Annotated in this window: 14 protein-coding genes; 9 read left to right on the forward strand and 5 right to left on the reverse strand. The window is 72.4% G+C overall.

Annotated elements, in window-relative coordinates; translation table 11 throughout:
* Positions 1 to 39 precede the first annotated feature (39 nt).
* A complete protein-coding gene (locus ACFY3L_RS34220; protein WP_389333635.1) occupies positions 40 to 3,507 on the reverse strand; it encodes a discoidin domain-containing protein in 3,468 nt (1,155 codons plus the stop codon).
* Between the two features lie 255 nt (positions 3,508 to 3,762).
* Here ACFY3L_RS34220 and ACFY3L_RS34225 point away from each other — a divergent pair, with 255 nt between their 5' ends.
* Entirely contained in the window at positions 3,763 to 5,166 is a 1,404-nt protein-coding gene (locus ACFY3L_RS34225) for a GH1 family beta-glucosidase (protein ID WP_389333638.1), read from the forward strand.
* Positions 5,167 to 5,234: 68 nt separating this feature from the next.
* On the opposite strand, the gene ACFY3L_RS34230 is transcribed toward ACFY3L_RS34225, so the two are convergent.
* Entirely contained in the window at positions 5,235 to 5,681 is a 447-nt protein-coding gene (locus ACFY3L_RS34230) for a response regulator (RefSeq protein ID WP_389333641.1), read from the reverse strand.
* 93 nt (positions 5,682 to 5,774) lie between these two features.
* Here ACFY3L_RS34230 and ACFY3L_RS34235 point away from each other — a divergent pair, with 93 nt between their 5' ends.
* From ACFY3L_RS34235 to ACFY3L_RS34255, 5 genes are all read left to right on the forward strand, one after another.
* Positions 5,775 to 6,113 carry an STAS domain-containing protein gene (locus tag ACFY3L_RS34235; RefSeq protein ID WP_389333644.1) on the forward strand — a complete coding sequence of 113 codons (339 nt, stop codon included), beginning with the start codon at positions 5,775 to 5,777 and terminating at the stop codon, positions 6,111 to 6,113.
* 34 nt (positions 6,114 to 6,147) lie between these two features.
* Positions 6,148 to 7,014 carry a zf-HC2 domain-containing protein gene (locus ACFY3L_RS34240; protein WP_389333647.1) on the forward strand — a complete coding sequence of 289 codons (867 nt, stop codon included), beginning with the start codon at positions 6,148 to 6,150 and terminating at the stop codon, positions 7,012 to 7,014.
* 213 nt (positions 7,015 to 7,227) lie between these two features.
* Complete coding sequence (locus tag ACFY3L_RS34245) at positions 7,228 to 7,473, forward strand: hypothetical protein (RefSeq protein WP_389333650.1); 246 nt, start codon at positions 7,228 to 7,230, stop codon at positions 7,471 to 7,473.
* A 74-nt stretch (positions 7,474 to 7,547) separates the two neighbouring features.
* Positions 7,548 to 8,111 carry a TetR/AcrR family transcriptional regulator gene (locus ACFY3L_RS34250; RefSeq protein ID WP_389333653.1) on the forward strand — a complete coding sequence of 188 codons (564 nt, stop codon included), beginning with the start codon at positions 7,548 to 7,550 and terminating at the stop codon, positions 8,109 to 8,111.
* An 8-nt stretch (positions 8,112 to 8,119) separates the two neighbouring features.
* Positions 8,120 to 8,674: a DUF4865 family protein gene (locus ACFY3L_RS34255; protein WP_389333656.1), complete on the forward strand. Its 555-nt coding sequence runs from the start codon at positions 8,120 to 8,122 to the stop codon at positions 8,672 to 8,674.
* 41 nt (positions 8,675 to 8,715) lie between these two features.
* Here the strand turns inward: ACFY3L_RS34255 and ACFY3L_RS34260 are convergent, their stop codons facing one another.
* On the reverse strand, positions 8,716 to 9,165 hold the full coding sequence (locus ACFY3L_RS34260) for a DUF309 domain-containing protein (RefSeq protein WP_389333659.1): 450 nt from the start codon (positions 9,163 to 9,165) through the stop codon (positions 8,716 to 8,718).
* 32 nt (positions 9,166 to 9,197) lie between these two features.
* Between ACFY3L_RS34260 and ACFY3L_RS34265 the strand changes: the two genes are divergently transcribed.
* The gene (locus tag ACFY3L_RS34265; RefSeq protein ID WP_344504361.1) at positions 9,198 to 9,461 is read left to right on the forward strand and encodes a hypothetical protein; all 264 of its coding nucleotides are present in this window, start codon (positions 9,198 to 9,200) and stop codon (positions 9,459 to 9,461) included.
* A complete protein-coding gene (locus tag ACFY3L_RS34270; protein ID WP_389333662.1) occupies positions 9,462 to 10,361 on the forward strand; it encodes a phosphotransferase enzyme family protein in 900 nt (299 codons plus the stop codon).
* 4 nt (positions 10,362 to 10,365) lie between these two features.
* On the opposite strand, the gene ACFY3L_RS34275 is transcribed toward ACFY3L_RS34270, so the two are convergent.
* Complete coding sequence (locus ACFY3L_RS34275; protein ID WP_389333665.1) at positions 10,366 to 14,160, reverse strand: SpoIIE family protein phosphatase; 3,795 nt, start codon at positions 14,158 to 14,160, stop codon at positions 10,366 to 10,368.
* Positions 14,161 to 14,354: 194 nt separating this feature from the next.
* Between ACFY3L_RS34275 and ACFY3L_RS34280 the strand changes: the two genes are divergently transcribed.
* Positions 14,355 to 15,050 (forward strand): GntR family transcriptional regulator, encoded by a 696-nt coding sequence (locus ACFY3L_RS34280; protein ID WP_389333668.1) that lies wholly within the window; start codon positions 14,355 to 14,357, stop codon positions 15,048 to 15,050.
* A 43-nt stretch (positions 15,051 to 15,093) separates the two neighbouring features.
* On the opposite strand, the gene ACFY3L_RS34285 is transcribed toward ACFY3L_RS34280, so the two are convergent.
* Positions 15,094 to 15,948: a DUF2127 domain-containing protein gene (locus ACFY3L_RS34285; protein ID WP_389333672.1), complete on the reverse strand. Its 855-nt coding sequence runs from the start codon at positions 15,946 to 15,948 to the stop codon at positions 15,094 to 15,096.
* Positions 15,949 to 15,971: the final 23 nt, after the last annotated feature.

The following is a 15,971-nucleotide window of genomic DNA, read 5'->3' on the forward strand; positions in this document are numbered from 1 at the left end:
AGGGCGGGCGGCAGACGCCGCCCGCCCGAGTCGCGTGACTTACCGGTACACGCCGAACTCCCAGAGCGAGTACCCGTACGTGGTCGCCCTCGCCGTGCCGTTCATGCGCACGTAGCGGGCGTTGCCGTTGACGTTGATCTCGTCGAAGCCGCCGTTGCCGGTGGTCGTCGACCAGATCGTGGTCCAGGTGTTGCCGTCGTCGGACGTCTGGATCTGGTAGCCGGTCGCGTACGCCGCCTCCCAGGCCAGGAAGACCTTGTTGAAGGTCTGCTTGCTGCCCAGGTCGACCGTGCACCACGCGGTGGCGACCCACTCCGACGCCCAGCGGGTGCCGTAGTTGTTGTCGGTCGCGTAGGACGGCAGCTGCGGGCCGTTGGTGCCGGTCGGCTGGTAGGTCGACGCGGTCACGGTCTTGCCCTGCGCGATGTTGGTGCCGGCGATGACCGGCGGCACGACCTTGAAGGAGCGGGTCTCGATGCCGACGTTGCCCTGGCCGTCGAACGCGTAGACGTACACCTTCCACACGCCGAGCGTCTCCGGAGCGGTCACCGTGAAGCTGGAGCCGTTCTGGGTGAAGTTGACGTTGCGGAATCCGGTGTTCCCGGTGATGTGCTTGTCGCTGATCATCACGTTGTACCGGATGGTGTCGTTGTTCGGGTCGGTCGCGGCGACGTTGACGGTGAACGTGCCACCGGCCGGCACGGCGGTCTGGTTGCTGACCGTCATGCTGGTGATCTGCGGCGCCGTGTTGGCCAGCGGCGTGCCGGTGTAGGCCTGCTTCAGCGCGCCGTACCCGAGCCGGCGCCAGCCGCCGCCGTAGGTGTTGAGCCAGACGCCGCCGAAGTCGTTCTCCAGGCCGTAGTGGAACTCGGTCGCGCCGAGCGCCACGCCGGGGTGCCCCTTGATCGCGTTCCAGCTGGCCGTGTAGCCGTCCCGCTTCTGCAGGTCGGTCGGCTCGCTCGGCACGCCGTTGACGTCGTTCGGGACCTCCCACTCGCCGGACGGGCCGGCCTCGGTCACCACGTACGGCTTGGTGTACCCGCCGGCGATCCAGTCCGGCTTGATGTTGTTGATCGCGCCGTAGGAGTTGACCGCGAGCAGGTCCAGCGCCGGGGCGTTGTTCTTGTAGTACGGCCACGCGCCGGTGTACGCGTCGGTCGAGGTGACCGGGTGGTTCGGGTCGGCGGCGTGGATCGCGACCGCCAGCTCGTTGACGAACTTCGCGTACGCCACCCGGCGGGCCTCGACGACGTCCGCGGCCAGGCCGTGGTCCTGCATCGTGAGGATGACCTCGTTGCCGACGTCCCACATCAGCACGCCCGGGTTGTTCTTGAGCGCGTTGACCCGGTTCACGACCTCGGTCTTGGTGGCGTTCTTGTACGCGGTGTCGTTGACGTAGTCGGCGCCCTGGTTGAGCCAGTGCCCGACGATCACCTTGATGCCCTGCTGCGCGGCCCGGTTGAGCAGGGTCGGGGTGTTCGCGTCGTCCACGCCCCAGGTGCGGATCGTGTTGACGCCCATGTTCTTCAGGTCCCGCATGTAGCCGTCGGCGGCGGCCTGCGGCGGGCCGTAGGTGAGGCCCTTGACCTCGTACGGCTGGCCGTTGACCTGCAGCTGCCAGTTGCCCTGCGAGCCGGTGACCTTGACGACGCTCGGGCCGGCCGGGGTCGCCGGGTCGGTCATCGCGGCCGGCACGGTGCCGGTCTGCTTGGACACGGTGACGGAGTCCACGGACAGCACGCCGCCGGAGGTGGTGTCCGGGGTCGGGGTGGTGAAGCCGGCGATCGCGTTGGGCAGCGAGCCGCCGATGGACAGGTCGAGGCGCAGGTAGAAGCCGTGGTTGACGGCCGCGTTCCACGCGGTGACGCCGACCTGGCTCTTGCGCACGATCCAGGACTGCTTGCCGTCGAGGTAGAAGCGGATCTCCTCGTCGGTCTTGGTGCGGTCGATGACCTGGGTGTACTCGTGGTAGCCGGTCTGGCAGCCGGTGCAGCTGGCCAGGCCCGAGGTGCGGCCGTTGTACTCGCCGCACGGCCCGTCGGGGGCGGTGCCGCAGTGCAGGGTCTGCGACAGCTGGCTGCGGCCGTTGACGTCCATCATGATGTCGGTCTCGCCGACGCTCGGCCAGTTGGTGTAGTTGCCGCGGTACGCGGCGCCGGTCGCCCGGAACGCCGGCCAGTAGCCGGCGGCGTTGGCGACGTCGGGCTGCTTGAGCACGGCGGTGAACTTGACCTGCTCGCCGGCCGCGGCCTGGAAGTCGGTCCGCTGGGTCTCCAGGCGGCCCGAGGTCCACGCGCCGTTTCCGTCGCGGATCGCCTTGATGTTCAGCTTGCCGGCACCGTCGAGGTACACGTTGGCGGTGGAGGCGCTGGCGGTCTCGACCTCACCGGTGCCCCAGTTCGCGGCGCCGCCGGGGAACTGGGTGCCGGTGCGCAGCAGCCAGTTGGCCGCGTTCGGCGAGGTGTTGGCGGCACCGTCGAAGTTGTCGTTCCAGACCGTGGTCCAGTTGGGGTCCTGCGACGGCGGGGTGCTGGGCGTCGGGCTGGTGCTGGTCGGCGGGGTGGTCGTGGTGCCGCCCCCGGTGGAGATCTTGAACTCCCACAGCGAGTACCCGTAGCCGCCCGGGCGGGCCGTGCCGTACATCCGCACGTACCGGCCGGCGCCGGTCACCGGGATGGTCTGGGTGCCGCCGGTGCCGGTGCTGGTGGAGTAGACGTCGGTCCAGCTCGTGGCGTTGTCGGAGACCTGGATCTGGAAGGCCTTGCCGTAGGCGCCCTCCCACTGCAGCACGACCTGGCAGATGCTCTGCGTGCTGCCGAGGTCGACCTGCAGCCACTGCGGGTCGCTGAACTGACTGCTCCAGCGCGTGCCGGCGTCACCGTCGACCGCGGCGGAGGCCGGGGTGCCGGCGCCCTCGACGCTGGAGGCGGTGGCGGTCTTGCCCTGCGCGGCGTTGGTCCCGGTGTTGCACGTGCCCGGGTTGGTGTTGCCGTCGAGCGAGCCGTACACCTTGAACTCGTACAGCGAGTAGCCGTAGCCGGTGCCGCGCTCGGTGCCGCTCATGCGGACGTACCGGCCGGTGCCGGAGACGTTGAGCGTCTGCGTGCCGCCGGCGCCCGTCGTGGTGGTGTAGATGTCGGTCCAGGTGCTGTCGTTCGCCGACGTCTGGATCTTGAAGGACTTGCCGTAGGCGCCCTCCCACTGCAGCACGACCTGGCTGATGGTGGCGGTGCCGCCGAGGTCGATGCGGATCCACTGCGGATCACTCCACTGGCTGCTCCAGCGGGTGCCGGCGTTGCCGTCGTTGACGAAGCTGGCGGCCACGTCGGGAGCCTGGTCCGACGACGAGGTGACGGGCTTGCCCTGCGAGATCAGGCTGTCCGCGGCGCGCGCGAAGGGCGCGACCACGACAGCGATGGCTGCGACGACGGCGGCGACCAGGATGATGCGCCATCGCGAACTGAGCAGTCTCCGCCAGGCGGGGGCGGAAGCGTGTGCCGGATGCACGTGAGCTCCTTGCTGAGGGGTGTGGAGGCGCGGCAGGCGGTTTGGAGAGCGCTCTCCGATAGGTCGCAGTGTTGCCCCGCGGTTTCCCACGTGTCAAGAGTGCTGGACTTCTTCGCGGGCAAATTGTCCTGTTTGTGAAGAAGCGCGCCACGCCGCACCTTGACACCCGCACACGCGACGTCGCAGTCTGGTCACACGGCTTGGAGAGCGCTCTCCAAGCCTCCTACTTGTCGCACGGGGAAAGTGGTGGTGGGTGTGAGCACGACAGCGGTGCGGACCGCGACAGAGGTCCTGACGTTCCCGTCGAACTTCTGGTGGGGTGCGGCGACCGCCGCCTACCAGATCGAGGGCTCCGTGGACGCCGACGGCCGCACCCCGTCGATCTGGGACACCTTCGCCGCCCAGCCGGGCCGCATCGACAACGGCGACACCGGCGCCCGCGCCACCGGGCACTACGAGCGCTACCGGGGCGACGTCGCGCTGATGAAGGACCTCGGGCTGTCCGCGTACCGGTTCTCGATCGCGTGGCCGCGGATCCGCCCGGCCGGCGGGTCCGGCGTCAACGAGGCCGGCCTCGGCTTCTACGACCGGCTCGTCGACGAGCTGCTCGCCGCCGGGGTCCGGCCGACCGCGACGCTGTACCACTGGGACCTGCCGCAGGAGCTGGAGGACGCCGGCGGCTGGACCAACCGGGACACCGCGCTGCGCTTCGGCGACTACGCGGCGGCCGTCGCCGCACGGCTCGGCGACCGGGTCGCGCTGTGGAACACGCTGAACGAGCCGTGGTGCTCGGCGTTCCTCGGGTACGGCACCGGCGGGCACGCGCCGGGACGGCGAGGGCACCTGAACGCGCTGGTCGCCACGCACCACCTGCTGCTGGCACACGGCCTGGGCGTCGCGGCGCTGCGGTCGGCGGGGGTCACCGGGCAGGTGTCGGTGGCCCTGAACGCCGGTGCGGTCCGCCCCTTCACCGACTCGCCGGCGGACGTGGACGCCGCCCGGCGGATCGACGGCCTGCTGAACCGCATCTTCTTCGACCCGATCCTGCGCGGCTCGTACCCTGCGGACACCGTCGCCGACATCGCCGACATCACCGACATGTCCTATGTGCGGTCCGACGATCTTTCGGTGATCTCGCAGCCGGTCGACGCGGTGTGCGTCAACTACTACCAGCCGGACCTGGTCAGCGCCGCCACCGACGGGACGCTCGACGAGGGCACGCCCTACCCGACGGCACAGCGCGTCCGCTTCCACCCGACGCCGGGCCCGGTCACGCACATGGGCTGGTCCGTCGACCCGACCGGCCTGCGCGACCTGCTCCTGCGCATCCGCCGCGACTACGGCGACCGCCCGATCTACGTGACCGAGAACGGCGCCGCCTACGACGACCACCCCGCCGCCGACGGCGTGGTCCACGACCCCGAGCGCATCGCCTACCTGCGCGGCCACCTCGCCGCCGTCCATGAGGCCATCACCGCCGGCGTCGACCTCCGCGGCTACTTCGCGTGGTCGCTGCTGGACAACTTCGAGTGGGCGTTCGGCTTCAGCCGCCGGTTCGGCCTCATCCACGTCGACTACGACACGCTCACCCGCACCGTGAAGTCATCGGGCCGCTGGCTCGCCGAGGCCATCACCCGCAACGCCATCGACGCCCCCTGACCCCCCTTCCCGCGACCCGGAAGACCTCGTGCAGTCATCGGTGCACGAGGTCTTCCGGATTCTGAGGATCAGGTGTTCACGGTGCGCCGCACGCTGATGTAGAACGTCTCGATCCGGCGCACGACGTGCATGAGGCTGGCGAAGTCGACGGGCTTGGTGATGTACGTGTCGGCCCGCAGCTCGTGGCTGCGCAGGAAGTCCTCTTCCGCGCGGGAGCTGGTCAGCACCACGACGGGGATGTCGTTGAGCGCCGGGTCGGCGTGGATCGCGGCGAGCACCGCGCGGCCGTCGACGCCCGGCAGGTTGAGGTCAAGCAGGACGATGTCGGGGCGGGGCGCCGCGGCGTAGGCACCCTCGCGGCGCAGGAACCGCAGCGCGGCGGCGCCGTCGGTGCAGACCGTCAACCGGTTGGACACCTTGTGGTCGGCGAACGCCTCGCGCGTGATGAGCACGTCGCCCGGGTCGTCCTCCACGAGCAGGATCTCGATCGGCACGCCGGCGGGCGAGTCGTCCACGGGTCCTCCCAATTGGCGTGGTCCGGCCCAACGATATCGCCCGGTGCAAGACCGGCTACCGTCATACCGCCACTCACGATGCGGAGATTCCTGATGACGTTCCCGATCTCGACGTCCGATGGGCACACCGTGGTCCGGGCGGACGGCGAACTCGACGTCAGCACCGCACCGCGGCTGCGCCAGGCGGTCACGACCGCGCTCGATGAGGGCTCCGGCACGGTGATCGTCGACCTGACGACCGTCACGTTCATGGACTCCACCACCCTCGGCGTGCTCATCGGCGCCCACAACCGGGCCCGCGAGAGCGGCTCCGGCACGCTGCGCCTGGTCTGCCCCGAGGACAGGATCCGCCGGATCTTCCGGATCACCGGGCTGGACAACGTCTTCCCGCTCTACGACACCGTCGCGGACGCCGTGGCCGCCGCCGGATGACCTGCGGGGCGGCTCCGTCTGGCACCATCGGGACGTGGAACGTTGCGCTGCCTTCCGAGAGGCGCTGTCGGCCCGCCTCGACGGCGAGGACGAGCCGATCGACGCCGCCCTCACCGACGCACACCTGCGCCGCTGCGCCGACTGCCGGGCCTGGCACGCGGACGCGGTGACGGCCACCCGGCTCTTCCGCGTCCAGCAGGTGCCCGCGCAGCCGGCCGGCGCCGACGATCTCCTCGCGGCCCTCGACGCCCACGGAGTGCTTCCAGCGGCGGATGTACCCTCCGCGCCTCGCTCCGGACTTCAGCGGCTCGCCCGGCCTGCCGCCTGGATCCGTGGCCGGGCCGGCCGGGCCCGTGTCGTCCTGGCGCTCCGCGTGCTGCTCGGGGGCTTCGGGGCGGCGCAGTTCATGCTCGGCATCGCCCAGGTGACGACCGCCGCCACCGCCACCGACCTGCACGGCGACGGCGCGGGCCACCTGTGGCACGAGTCGGCCGCCTGGAACGTCGCGATCGGCGCCGGCTTCGGCTGGATCGCCAGCCGCCGCGGCCGCCCCGCCGGCGCGCTGCCGATGCTGACGGCGTTCGTCGGGCTGCTCGCGCTGCTCAGCGTCAACGATCTGCTCGCCGGCCGGGTCGAGACCGAGCGGCTGCTGAGCCACGCGTTCGTCCTGGCGGGGTACGCGATCGTGATCGCGCTGACCCGTCCCGCCCTCGACCCCGGCTTCTTCGACGGCGGCTCCTCCACCTCGGGCCCGTCCGACGGCTCTGCGCGCGGCTCTTCACGCGGCTCCGGTGGCTCCGGTGGCTCCGGTGGCTCTCGAGGTGGCGCTTCGCCGCGGCGGCCGTTGCGGATCGTGCCCGGGCAGGCGACCGCCCGTTTCGACGACCGCGAAGCCGCCTGACCGCCCACCGCAGGACCGGCTGACCAAGCAGCCGGCCAGCCGCCCGACCACGCAGCCGGCTGACCGCCCTGCGACGCAGCCGGCCGGCCACCCGCCGCGAAGCGGTCTGACGCCCATCCGACGCGTGTCGAGCCTCACCGGTCATCCAGCTGCGATGATCTTTCTGAATCGATACAGTAGACGTCAGAGGGACCAGACCAGAGGAGAAGCACGATGCCTGCCCAGACCACCGTCAACCGCGTCCGCAACGCCGTCACGAGCCGCTTCGAGGCGCGGCGCGCCCGCCGGAGCCTCGCCCGGGAGATCGCCGCATACCGCACGCCGGCCGAGCGCCTCGAGCTCGACCTGATCATCGGCCGCCACACCGCCGAGGAGACCCGCGAGATCGACGAGATCCTCCGCGCCCAGGCCGCCGCCGAGCGCTCGACGTTCCAGGCCCTGACGGTCGACCGAACCTAACGCCACGGTGAACGGGGGCGGCGTCACGCCGCTCCCGTTCACCTCGCGGTCGCTGTACCTACTAGTATGTACGGGTGGACGCCGCCGAACGCCTCGTCGAGAGCACCCGCGCGCTGCTGTGGGAGCGTGGCTACACCGGCACCAGCCCGCGCGCCATCCAGGAGCGCGCCGGCGCCGGCCAGGGCAGCATGTATCACCACTTCCGCGGCAAGCCGGACCTCGCCGCGGCCGCCATCCGCCGCACCGCCGACGAGCTGCGCTCCCGGGCCCGCGACCAGCTCGCCACCCCCGGCCCGGCGCTGGCCCGCATCGAGGCCTACCTGCGCCGCGACCGTGACGTGCTCCGCGGCTGCCCCGTCGGCCGGCTCACCCAGGACCCCGACGTCCTCACCGACCCGGCCCTGCACGCCCCGGTCGCCGAGACCTTCGACTGGCTGTGCGCCGAGCTGTCCGCCGTCCTCGCCGAGGCGATCACCGCCGGCGAGCTCTCACCGGCGCTGGACCCCGACGACACCGCCGCCACGATCGCCGCCACCCTCCAGGGCGGCTACGTCCTGGCCCGGGCGGCCGGCTCCAGAGCACCGTTCGACCGCGCCGTCCGAGGCGCCCTGTCCCTGCTGAAGGCGGCGACTCCCTGATGCACGCGATGCAGTACGAACTGACGTTGCCCGCCGACTACGACATGCGGATCATCCGCACCCGCGTCCGCCGGGCCGGCCCGGTCCTCGACGACCGCCGCGGCCTGGCCCTCAAGGCGTACCTGATCCGCACCCGCGGCGTCGACGACTCCCCCGTCAACCAGTACGCCCCGTTCTATCTCTGGAACTCCCCCGCCGCCATGACCCACTTCCTCCTCGGCGGCGGCGGCTTCCAGAACATCGTCCGCGACTTCGGCCGCCCGCCCGTCTCCCACTGGACGGCTGCCGCCGCCACCCAGGGCCCCGCCGCGACAGCCCCACCGCTGGCGGCGTCCCGCCACCTCATTCCCTTGACGGCCGACACCTCGATCGAGTCCGCCGTCGCGGACCTGCGGTCCTTGGCCACCCGCCCGGACCTGCACACCGCCGCCCTGGCGTACGACCCGCACTCGTGGCAACTGCTGCGCTTCGCCCTGTGGCGCACCGCGGTCCCGGCCGACCAGGCCGGCGAGCGCTACGAGGTCCTGCACCTGTCAGCGCCGGAGCCGGTCGGAGCGCTCTGACGGCGGGGTGGCGAAACGCTGTCTCCCGCCGGGCGCGTCGCTCACCGCAGCCGCGGCGCCGGACCGTCGGCCGGGACGGTGCCGGCGATGACGCCGCTGGCCCACGCGACGAGCCCCGGGGCGTCGATGCCGTGCGGAGCGGGCAGCTGGGCCTCGATGCGGTCGGCGGCCCGGGTCAGGAGGCGGTGGCCGCCGGTGGGGTTGCCGCGGCGCAGGTGGGTCAGGCCGACGGCGAGCTGGGCCAGCCCGCGCCACAGTTCACGCTCCTCGGCGGGGGCACTCTTCCAGGCGGCCTCGAGGACCTCGTGGGCGTGGAAGGGGCGGCCCGCGTCGAGCAGCTCCTGCGCCAGGGTCAGCGCGGCGTCGGGTGTGGCGTCGACGTCGTCGGGCGTCGTCGGGATGCCCTGCGCGCCGTACGGAAGGGGGCGGCCGAGGCCGTCGCGGGGGCGGGCGCTGCGGGCCCGGCCGGCATCGTCGCGATCACGATCCATATCCACCAACGTAGTGGTGCATGATGGATGGCGTGACGCAATGGGAGTATGCGCGGCTTGAGTATCGGGCGGCTGGGACGCTGGGCACGGACAAGTTCGAGGACTGGGACGCGGTGTTCCACCACCCGGGTGGGGTGCAGCGGTGGGGCACCGACGAGCGGTACAACGACCTACGGCACCTCAACCGGGCGGGGGCGGAGGGCTGGCAGGCCTACGACCGCGCGGCACTGGTCGTCGGGCAGCCGCACCGGCTCCACGCCGTCACCTACTCGCTCCGCCGGCCGATCCAGCGCTGAGTGCGGGCGCTCCTCGAGGCGCACTGGGGGCTGGCCGGCGCCGAGGTCGTCGACCACCACGGTGGGATGAACTCGCGCACGTGGTTCGTGACCGCCGGCGGCGAGCGGTACGTCGCGAAGTGCGCCGGCGGTGACTGGTTTCCCGGCGGGATCGCGGTCGCCGACGCGCTCGCGAGGCGGGGGTTCGCCAGCGGCGCCCCGGTCAGGACCACCGACGGCCGGCTGACCGTGGACGTCAGGACCACCGACGGCCGGCTGACCGTGGACGTCGCGCCCCGCGACAGGCTGGCGCTGCACGCGCCCGGTGACAGGCTGGCGCTGCACGCGCCCGGTGACAGGCTGGCGCTGCTCGCGTTCGTCGACGGCGCCGCCGCGGAGGACCCCGGCCAGATCGGCGTGAAGCTCGCCGAGGTGCACCGCCTGCTGCGGGGCGTCACCGTCGAGGGCGAGGTCGCGATGGACTGGGTCGACCCCGACGCCGCGCACCTCGGGCTGCGGCCGTGGCTGCGGGAGGCGGTCGCCGGGGCCGTCCACGCGCTGCACGCACAAGGTCCGCTCACCGAGGGGCTGCTGCACGCCGACCCCGCGCCGGAGGCCTTCGTGGGCCGCGGTCTCATCGACTGGGGCGTCGCGCTGCGGGGGCCGCTGCTGTACGACGTGGCCTCCGCGCTGATGTACCTCGGCGGCGCCGGCGGCACATTCCTCGACGCGTACCGCCGGGCCGGCGTCGTCCCCGACGACGAGCTCCGCGACGCGCTCCCCGTGCTGCTGCGGTTCCGGCACGCGGTGCAGGCCGACTACTTCGCCCGCCGCATCGCCGGCGACGACCTGACCGGCATCGCGGACCCGGCGGAGAACGAGAAGGGCCTCGAAGACGCCCGCCGCGCGTTGCGCGCCTAGCGCGTCAGATCATGCGCATGCACCAGACGGCCTTGCCGTCGGCGGTGGGCCGGGTGCCCCAGCGGTCGCACAGCGAGGAGACGAGCTGGAGGCCGCGGCCGTGTTCGTCGTCCGGGGTCGGGCGCTGCTTGCGGGGCAGGTACGTGGCGGTGTCGTGCAGCTCGAGGATCACGTGGGTGCCGCCGTTGCGCAGGCGGAGCTGGATGGGCGGGCGGCCGTGCAGCACGGCGTTGGCGGCGAGCTCGCTGACGACGAGGACGAGGTCGTCGACGACCCGGGACGGGGCCTCCCACCGGCGCAGGGTGGTGGCGACGAACTGGCGGGCGGTGCGCACGGCCCGCTCCTCGGCGGGGATGTCCTGGACGACGGACCGCTCCTGGCCGGGTTCGGCGACGACCCGGGCCAGCAGGAGGGTGATGTCGTCGTCCGGGCCGTCGGGCAGCAGGGCGTCGACGAGCCGGTCCGGGACGTCGGCGAGCGGGCCGGTCAGGGTGCCGACGCGGGCGGCGAGCGCGTCGATGCCCGTGTCGAGGTCGCGGTCGCGGTGCTCGACGAGACCGTCGGTGTAGAGGGTGAGCAGCGCCCCGACGGGCAGCTCGACACGCTCCTCGCTCAGGGTCAGCGGGCCGGTGCCCAGCGGCGGGCCCGAGACCGTGAGCGGACGGACGGTGCCACCGGGCAGCAGGAGCAGCGGCGGCAGGTGGCCGGCGTTGGCGTACGTGAGGCTGCGCTCGCCCGGGTCGTACACCGCGTAGACCACCGTGACGATCTGGTCCTCGCGCAGGTCGCGGACGACGCCGTCGAGGAACTCCAGGACGTCCGCGGGCGGCAGGTCGAGCCGGGCGTAGGCACGGACCGCGGCCCGCAGCTGGCCCATCACCGCGGCCGCCGGGACACCGCGGCCCATGACGTCGCCCATGACGAGGGCGGTGCGGTCGGCGCCGAGCTCGATGACGTCGTACCAGTCACCCCCGACCTGCGTGCCGGCGACGCCGGGCCGGTAGTAGGTGGCCACCTCGAGGTGCTCGGGGTCGAACGTGAGCGGTGGCATGAGGCTGCGCTGCAGCTCGTCGGCGATGCGGTGCTCGCGGGCAGCGGCCTCCTGCAGGCCGCTGGCGGCGGCGAGGGCCTGCTCGGCGCGGCGCTGCTCGGTGATGTCCTGGTTGGATCCGCGCAGCCGGACCGGGGCGCCGGTGGCGTCGCACTCGAGCTCGCCGATGGTGCGGAAGACGCGCAGCGTGCCGTCGGGCTGATACACCCGGGCCTCGTAGTCCAGCGGCTCGCCGGCGATCGCGGCGGCCATCGCGGCGTCGACGCGGGCGCGGTCGTCGGGGTGCAGGAGGGCGGTGGACGCCTCGCGGGCGGCGGGGTCGAGCAGCTCGGCGGCGGTCATGCCCATCTGCCGCTGGAACTCCTCCGAGCCGCGGATGTCGCCGGTGGCGAGGTCGAGCTCCCAGCTGCCGACGGCTGCGAGGCGCTGCGCCTGGTCCAGCAGCTCGCGGCTGCGCTGCAGCTCGTCGCGGGTGCGCCGGACCCGGTCGAACTCGAGGTTGGCCCGGACCCTGGCCCGCAGCTCCCGCGGCGAGAACGGCTTGATGAGGTAGTCGTCGGCGCCCGCGTCGAAGCCTTCGACGGTCGCCTCGTCGCCGGCCCGCGCCGACAGCATGACGACCGGCAGGAGCGCCGCGGTGCTGTCGGCGCGCAGGGCCGCGACGAGGCCGAAGCCGTCGAGCTCGGGCATCATGACGTCGGTGAGGACGAGGTCTGGCTGGGTCTCGCGCAGCAGGCGCAGCGCGGCCATGCCGTCGGCCGCCTCGACGATCTGGTAGTCGGCCTCGAGGATGCCGCGGATGTAGTCCCGCATGTCGGTGTTGTCGTCGACGACCATGACCGTCGGCGCCGTCGAGTGCACCGGCGTGACGGCCGGCGGCGCGGGGACCATCCACCGCTCGACCTCCGCCAGGAACCCGGGCACGACCCGGTCCGCCGCGGTCTTCCGGTCGACCGCATCGACCGCACCGCCGGCGACGCTGTCGAGAGCACCGGCGCCGGCAGCCGTGCGGGCGGCGGGCCCGGTGGCTGTGTCCGACGCGCTGCCGGAGGCGGGCGCGGGGGCGAACGGCAGCCTGACGGTGAACGTGCTGCCGGCGCCGGGGGCGCTGCGGACGTCTGCGGTGCCGCCGTGCAGGGCGGCGAGCTCGGCGACCAGGGCGAGACCGATGCCGGAGCCCTCGTGGGTGCGGGAGGGCGTGCCCATGACGCGGTGGAAGCGGTCGAAGAGGTTGGCCTGGTCGGCGGGGTCGATGCCGACGCCCGTGTCGGTGACGCTGAGCTCGGCGGCGCCGTCGACCTCGGCGATACGGATGGTGATCGAGCCGTCGAACGTGAACTTCAGCGCGTTGGACAGCAGGTTCAGCGTGATCTTCGCCCACATCTCGGGGTCGGCGAGGACGGGGCGGGACAGCGGCGGGCAGTCGACGACGAGGCGCAGGCCGGCGCGCTGGGCGGCGGCGTCGAACATGCTGGCCAGCTCGGCGGTGACGGCGGCCAGGTCGAGCGGCTCGAAGCGCGGCTCGACCTGGCCCGACTCCAGTTGCGAGAAGTCCAGCAGGGTGTTGACGAGCTTCAGCAGCCGCTCGGCGTTGCGGTGCACGACCTCGACCCGCTCGCGCTGGCCCGGCGGCAGCGGCGTGACCTGGTCAGTGAGGGCGTCCTCGGCCGGGCCCAGCAGCAGCGTCAGCGGCGTGCGGAGCTCGTGGCTGACGTTGGTGAAGAACGTCGTCTTCGCCCGGTCCAGCTCGGCGAGGGACTCGGCGCGGTGGCGCTCGGCCGCGTAGGCGCGGGCGGTGCCGATCCTCGCCGCGAGCTGCCCGGCGATGAGGTCGATGAAGCCGGCGTATGCGGAGTCGAACGGCCGGTAGCGGTTGAGCCCGACGACCAGGAAGCCGTAGGGGCGTCCGCCGCCGGGCTTCGGCAGCGGGACGAGGCGCACCTCGGTCGGCGGCTCGTCCCACGAACCGGTCGGCAGGTCGGTGTAGCCGCCGAGGGTCAGCGCGCCGCCCCGGGCGAGCTCCGCCACGGGCCAGAACGGCTCGGCGTCAGGGTCGAGCACCGCGGGTGCCGCCGGCGCGCCGGGTCGCACGCCGGTGCTGCAGGCGAGGTGGGCGGTGGCGGCGGCATCGTCGAAGAGGTACGTGAGGGTGAACGGCAGATCGTCGGCGCGGGCCCCGAGGTGCCGGGTCACGGCGCGGAAGAGGTCCTCCTCGCTGTCGCCGGCCGTGTCGGCGCCGAGGTCGCGCAGGGTCGTCATGCGGCGCTCGCTGACGACGCGGTCGGTGTCCTCACTGACCACGCAGAGCATCCCGGCGATGACACCGTCGTCGTCGGTGAGCGGGCTGTAGGAGAAGGTGTGGTAGGTCTCCTCGGTGTAGCCGCTGCGGCTGAGGAACAGGCGCAGCGCCTCGTCCCAGGTGGCGTTGCCGGTCTGCATGACCGCGGCGATCCGCGGGCCGATCACGGGCCAGATCTCGGCCCACACGTCGCGGGCCGGCTTGCCCAGGGCCCACGGGTACTTCTTGCCGAGGGTGTCGCGCCGGTAGGCGTCGTTGCACAGGAACGTGAGCTCGGGGCCCCACGCCATCCACATCGCGAACCGGGAGCCGAGCAGGATCCGCACGACCGAGCGCAGGCTCTGCGGCCAGCCCGCGGGCTCACCCAGGGGGGTCGCTGCCCAGTCGACCGCGCCGAGGTCGCGACTCACCTCGGACTCGTCGGACATCGACCAGGCCGCCTCACCCACCCGACCAGCGTACGCAGAGAATCCTGGTCGTGCGCCGCACCAGTGCGCCACCGGCGGGTGCGGCCGCCCCCGTCTCGCATCAGCCGCACCGCCGATGGCGAACCAGCTGCGGGAATGTGAGGATTACTCTGCCCTCCATCCGATCGTATATGATCGTGTGGGCGCCCGGCCCCTGTCAAGAGCGGAACTCGCACGTGCAGCCTGAGCACAGCAGCACCGGGCCGTCCGGGCCCGCGAACCATGACGCGCCGTCCGCACCCTCGAAGCACGAGCTCGCGTACCGCCGCATCCGCCAGCGGATCCTCGACGGCCGGTACCGGCCGGGGCATCGCCTCGTGCTCAGCACCCTGGCGAGAGAGCTGGACGTCAGCCCTGTGCCGGTGCGGGAGGCGATCCGGCGACTGGAGGCGGAAGGCCTCGTCAGCTTCGAGCGCAACGTCGGCGCCCGGGTCGCCACGCTCGGCGACGACGACTGGGTGCAGCTGGTCGAGATGCTGGCGTTGCTGGACGGCTATGCGTTCGCGGCCGCGGCGCCGCAGATGTCCGGCGAGCGGATCGGGACCGCCCGGGACCTCAACGCCCAGCTGCGCCTGGAGCAGACGAACGAGCGGGTCATGGCGCTGCACCGGGAGTTCCACCGCACGATCTACGGCTGCTGCGGCAACCGGCACGTGATCGAGGCCCTCGAATGGATCTGGGACCGCATCGACGCGTCGCGGGTCCTGGCGTCGCTGTACCCCCGGCTGCGGGTGCGGGCCGCGGTCGACGAGCACGACGAGCTGCTGGACCGGCTCGAGCGGGGCGAGGACGACGCGTGCGTGCTGGAGGCCTGCGCCCGCGAGCACAACCTCAACACCATCCGGGCGATCAGGGCCGGTCGGGACAAATAAGAAGACCGGCATCCACGGGGGAAGATGCCGGTCTCGCGTTCAACTATACGACGCCCGCACGTTTCCCGCCAGTGGGCAATTCTGTCGAGTGGTCGTCACCCAGCTCGATCGGCGGTTTCGGGTTGCGCAGGCCCTTCGGCAGGGTCGGCTCGCTGGCGGCGATCTCCACCTCGATCAGGCTGGTCTCGTGCCGCTCGGCGGCGTAGGCGGCGTGCCCGCCGCGCAGCCCGAAGAGCCGCTTCGACAGCAGGATGTAGAGCACGGCGACGATGTTCACCACGAGCGCGCCGATGCGCAGCCAGGTGACCTTCTCCGACAGCTCGTAGATCTCCACCGGCAGGCCGAGCGACGTGGCGACGACGGCGAAGTACTCGCCCCAGCGCTTCAGCATCCACAGGCCGATGCCCTCGACGACCTGCAGGACGCCGTAGACCATCAGGCCGATCGCGACCCACAGCAGGGTCCTGGACTCCGCCTCGATGACGGTCCGGATCGTGTGGATCATCGCGGAGTCCTCGAACTCCCAGCCGATCCGGTCCGTGAACGGGCGCAGCAGCGGCAGGTCCTCGTTGAACGCCCGCTCGACGCCGTCACGGTGGGTGCGGAAGCGGTACACACCGTAGCCGGCGAGCAGCACCACGATGCCCTTCGCGAACCGCTCGATCGACAGCAGTCGCAGCACGAGCGCGTCCCGCAGCGCCCGGCCCCGCAGCACGATCGGGGCGTCCTCGGCGGGGCCCTGCGCCTGCGGCTCGCCGATGACGAAGTCGCCGCACCGCAGGCAGCGCCACGCCGCGCCGACGGGGGTCGTGGCGTGCAGCCGCTCCCGGAAGGGCGCCTCGTCCGGGGCGTAGGTGACGTGCCCGCGCCGCGCGCAGGTGCGTAGATTCCAGTCCACGCGCTATTCGTACCGCAGGCGGG

The organism is Dactylosporangium sp. NPDC000521 (assembly GCF_042898305.1).
Lineage (GTDB): Bacteria > Actinomycetota > Actinomycetes > Mycobacteriales > Micromonosporaceae > Dactylosporangium.

Bases quoted from the DNA above. Each gene is read 5' to 3' on its own strand.
- ACFY3L_RS34235 (WP_389333644.1), top strand. From the start codon at position 5,775: ATGACGTTCCCGATCTCGACGTCCGATGGGCACACCGTGGTCCGGGCG.
- ACFY3L_RS34245 (WP_389333650.1), top strand. From the start codon at position 7,228: ATGCCTGCCCAGACCACCGTCAACCGCGTCCGCAACGCCGTCACGAGC.
- ACFY3L_RS34260 (WP_389333659.1), bottom strand. From the start codon at position 9,165: ATGGATCGTGATCGCGACGATGCCGGCCGGGCCCGCAGCGCCCGCCCC.
- ACFY3L_RS34255 (WP_389333656.1), top strand. From the start codon at position 8,120: ATGCAGTACGAACTGACGTTGCCCGCCGACTACGACATGCGGATCATC.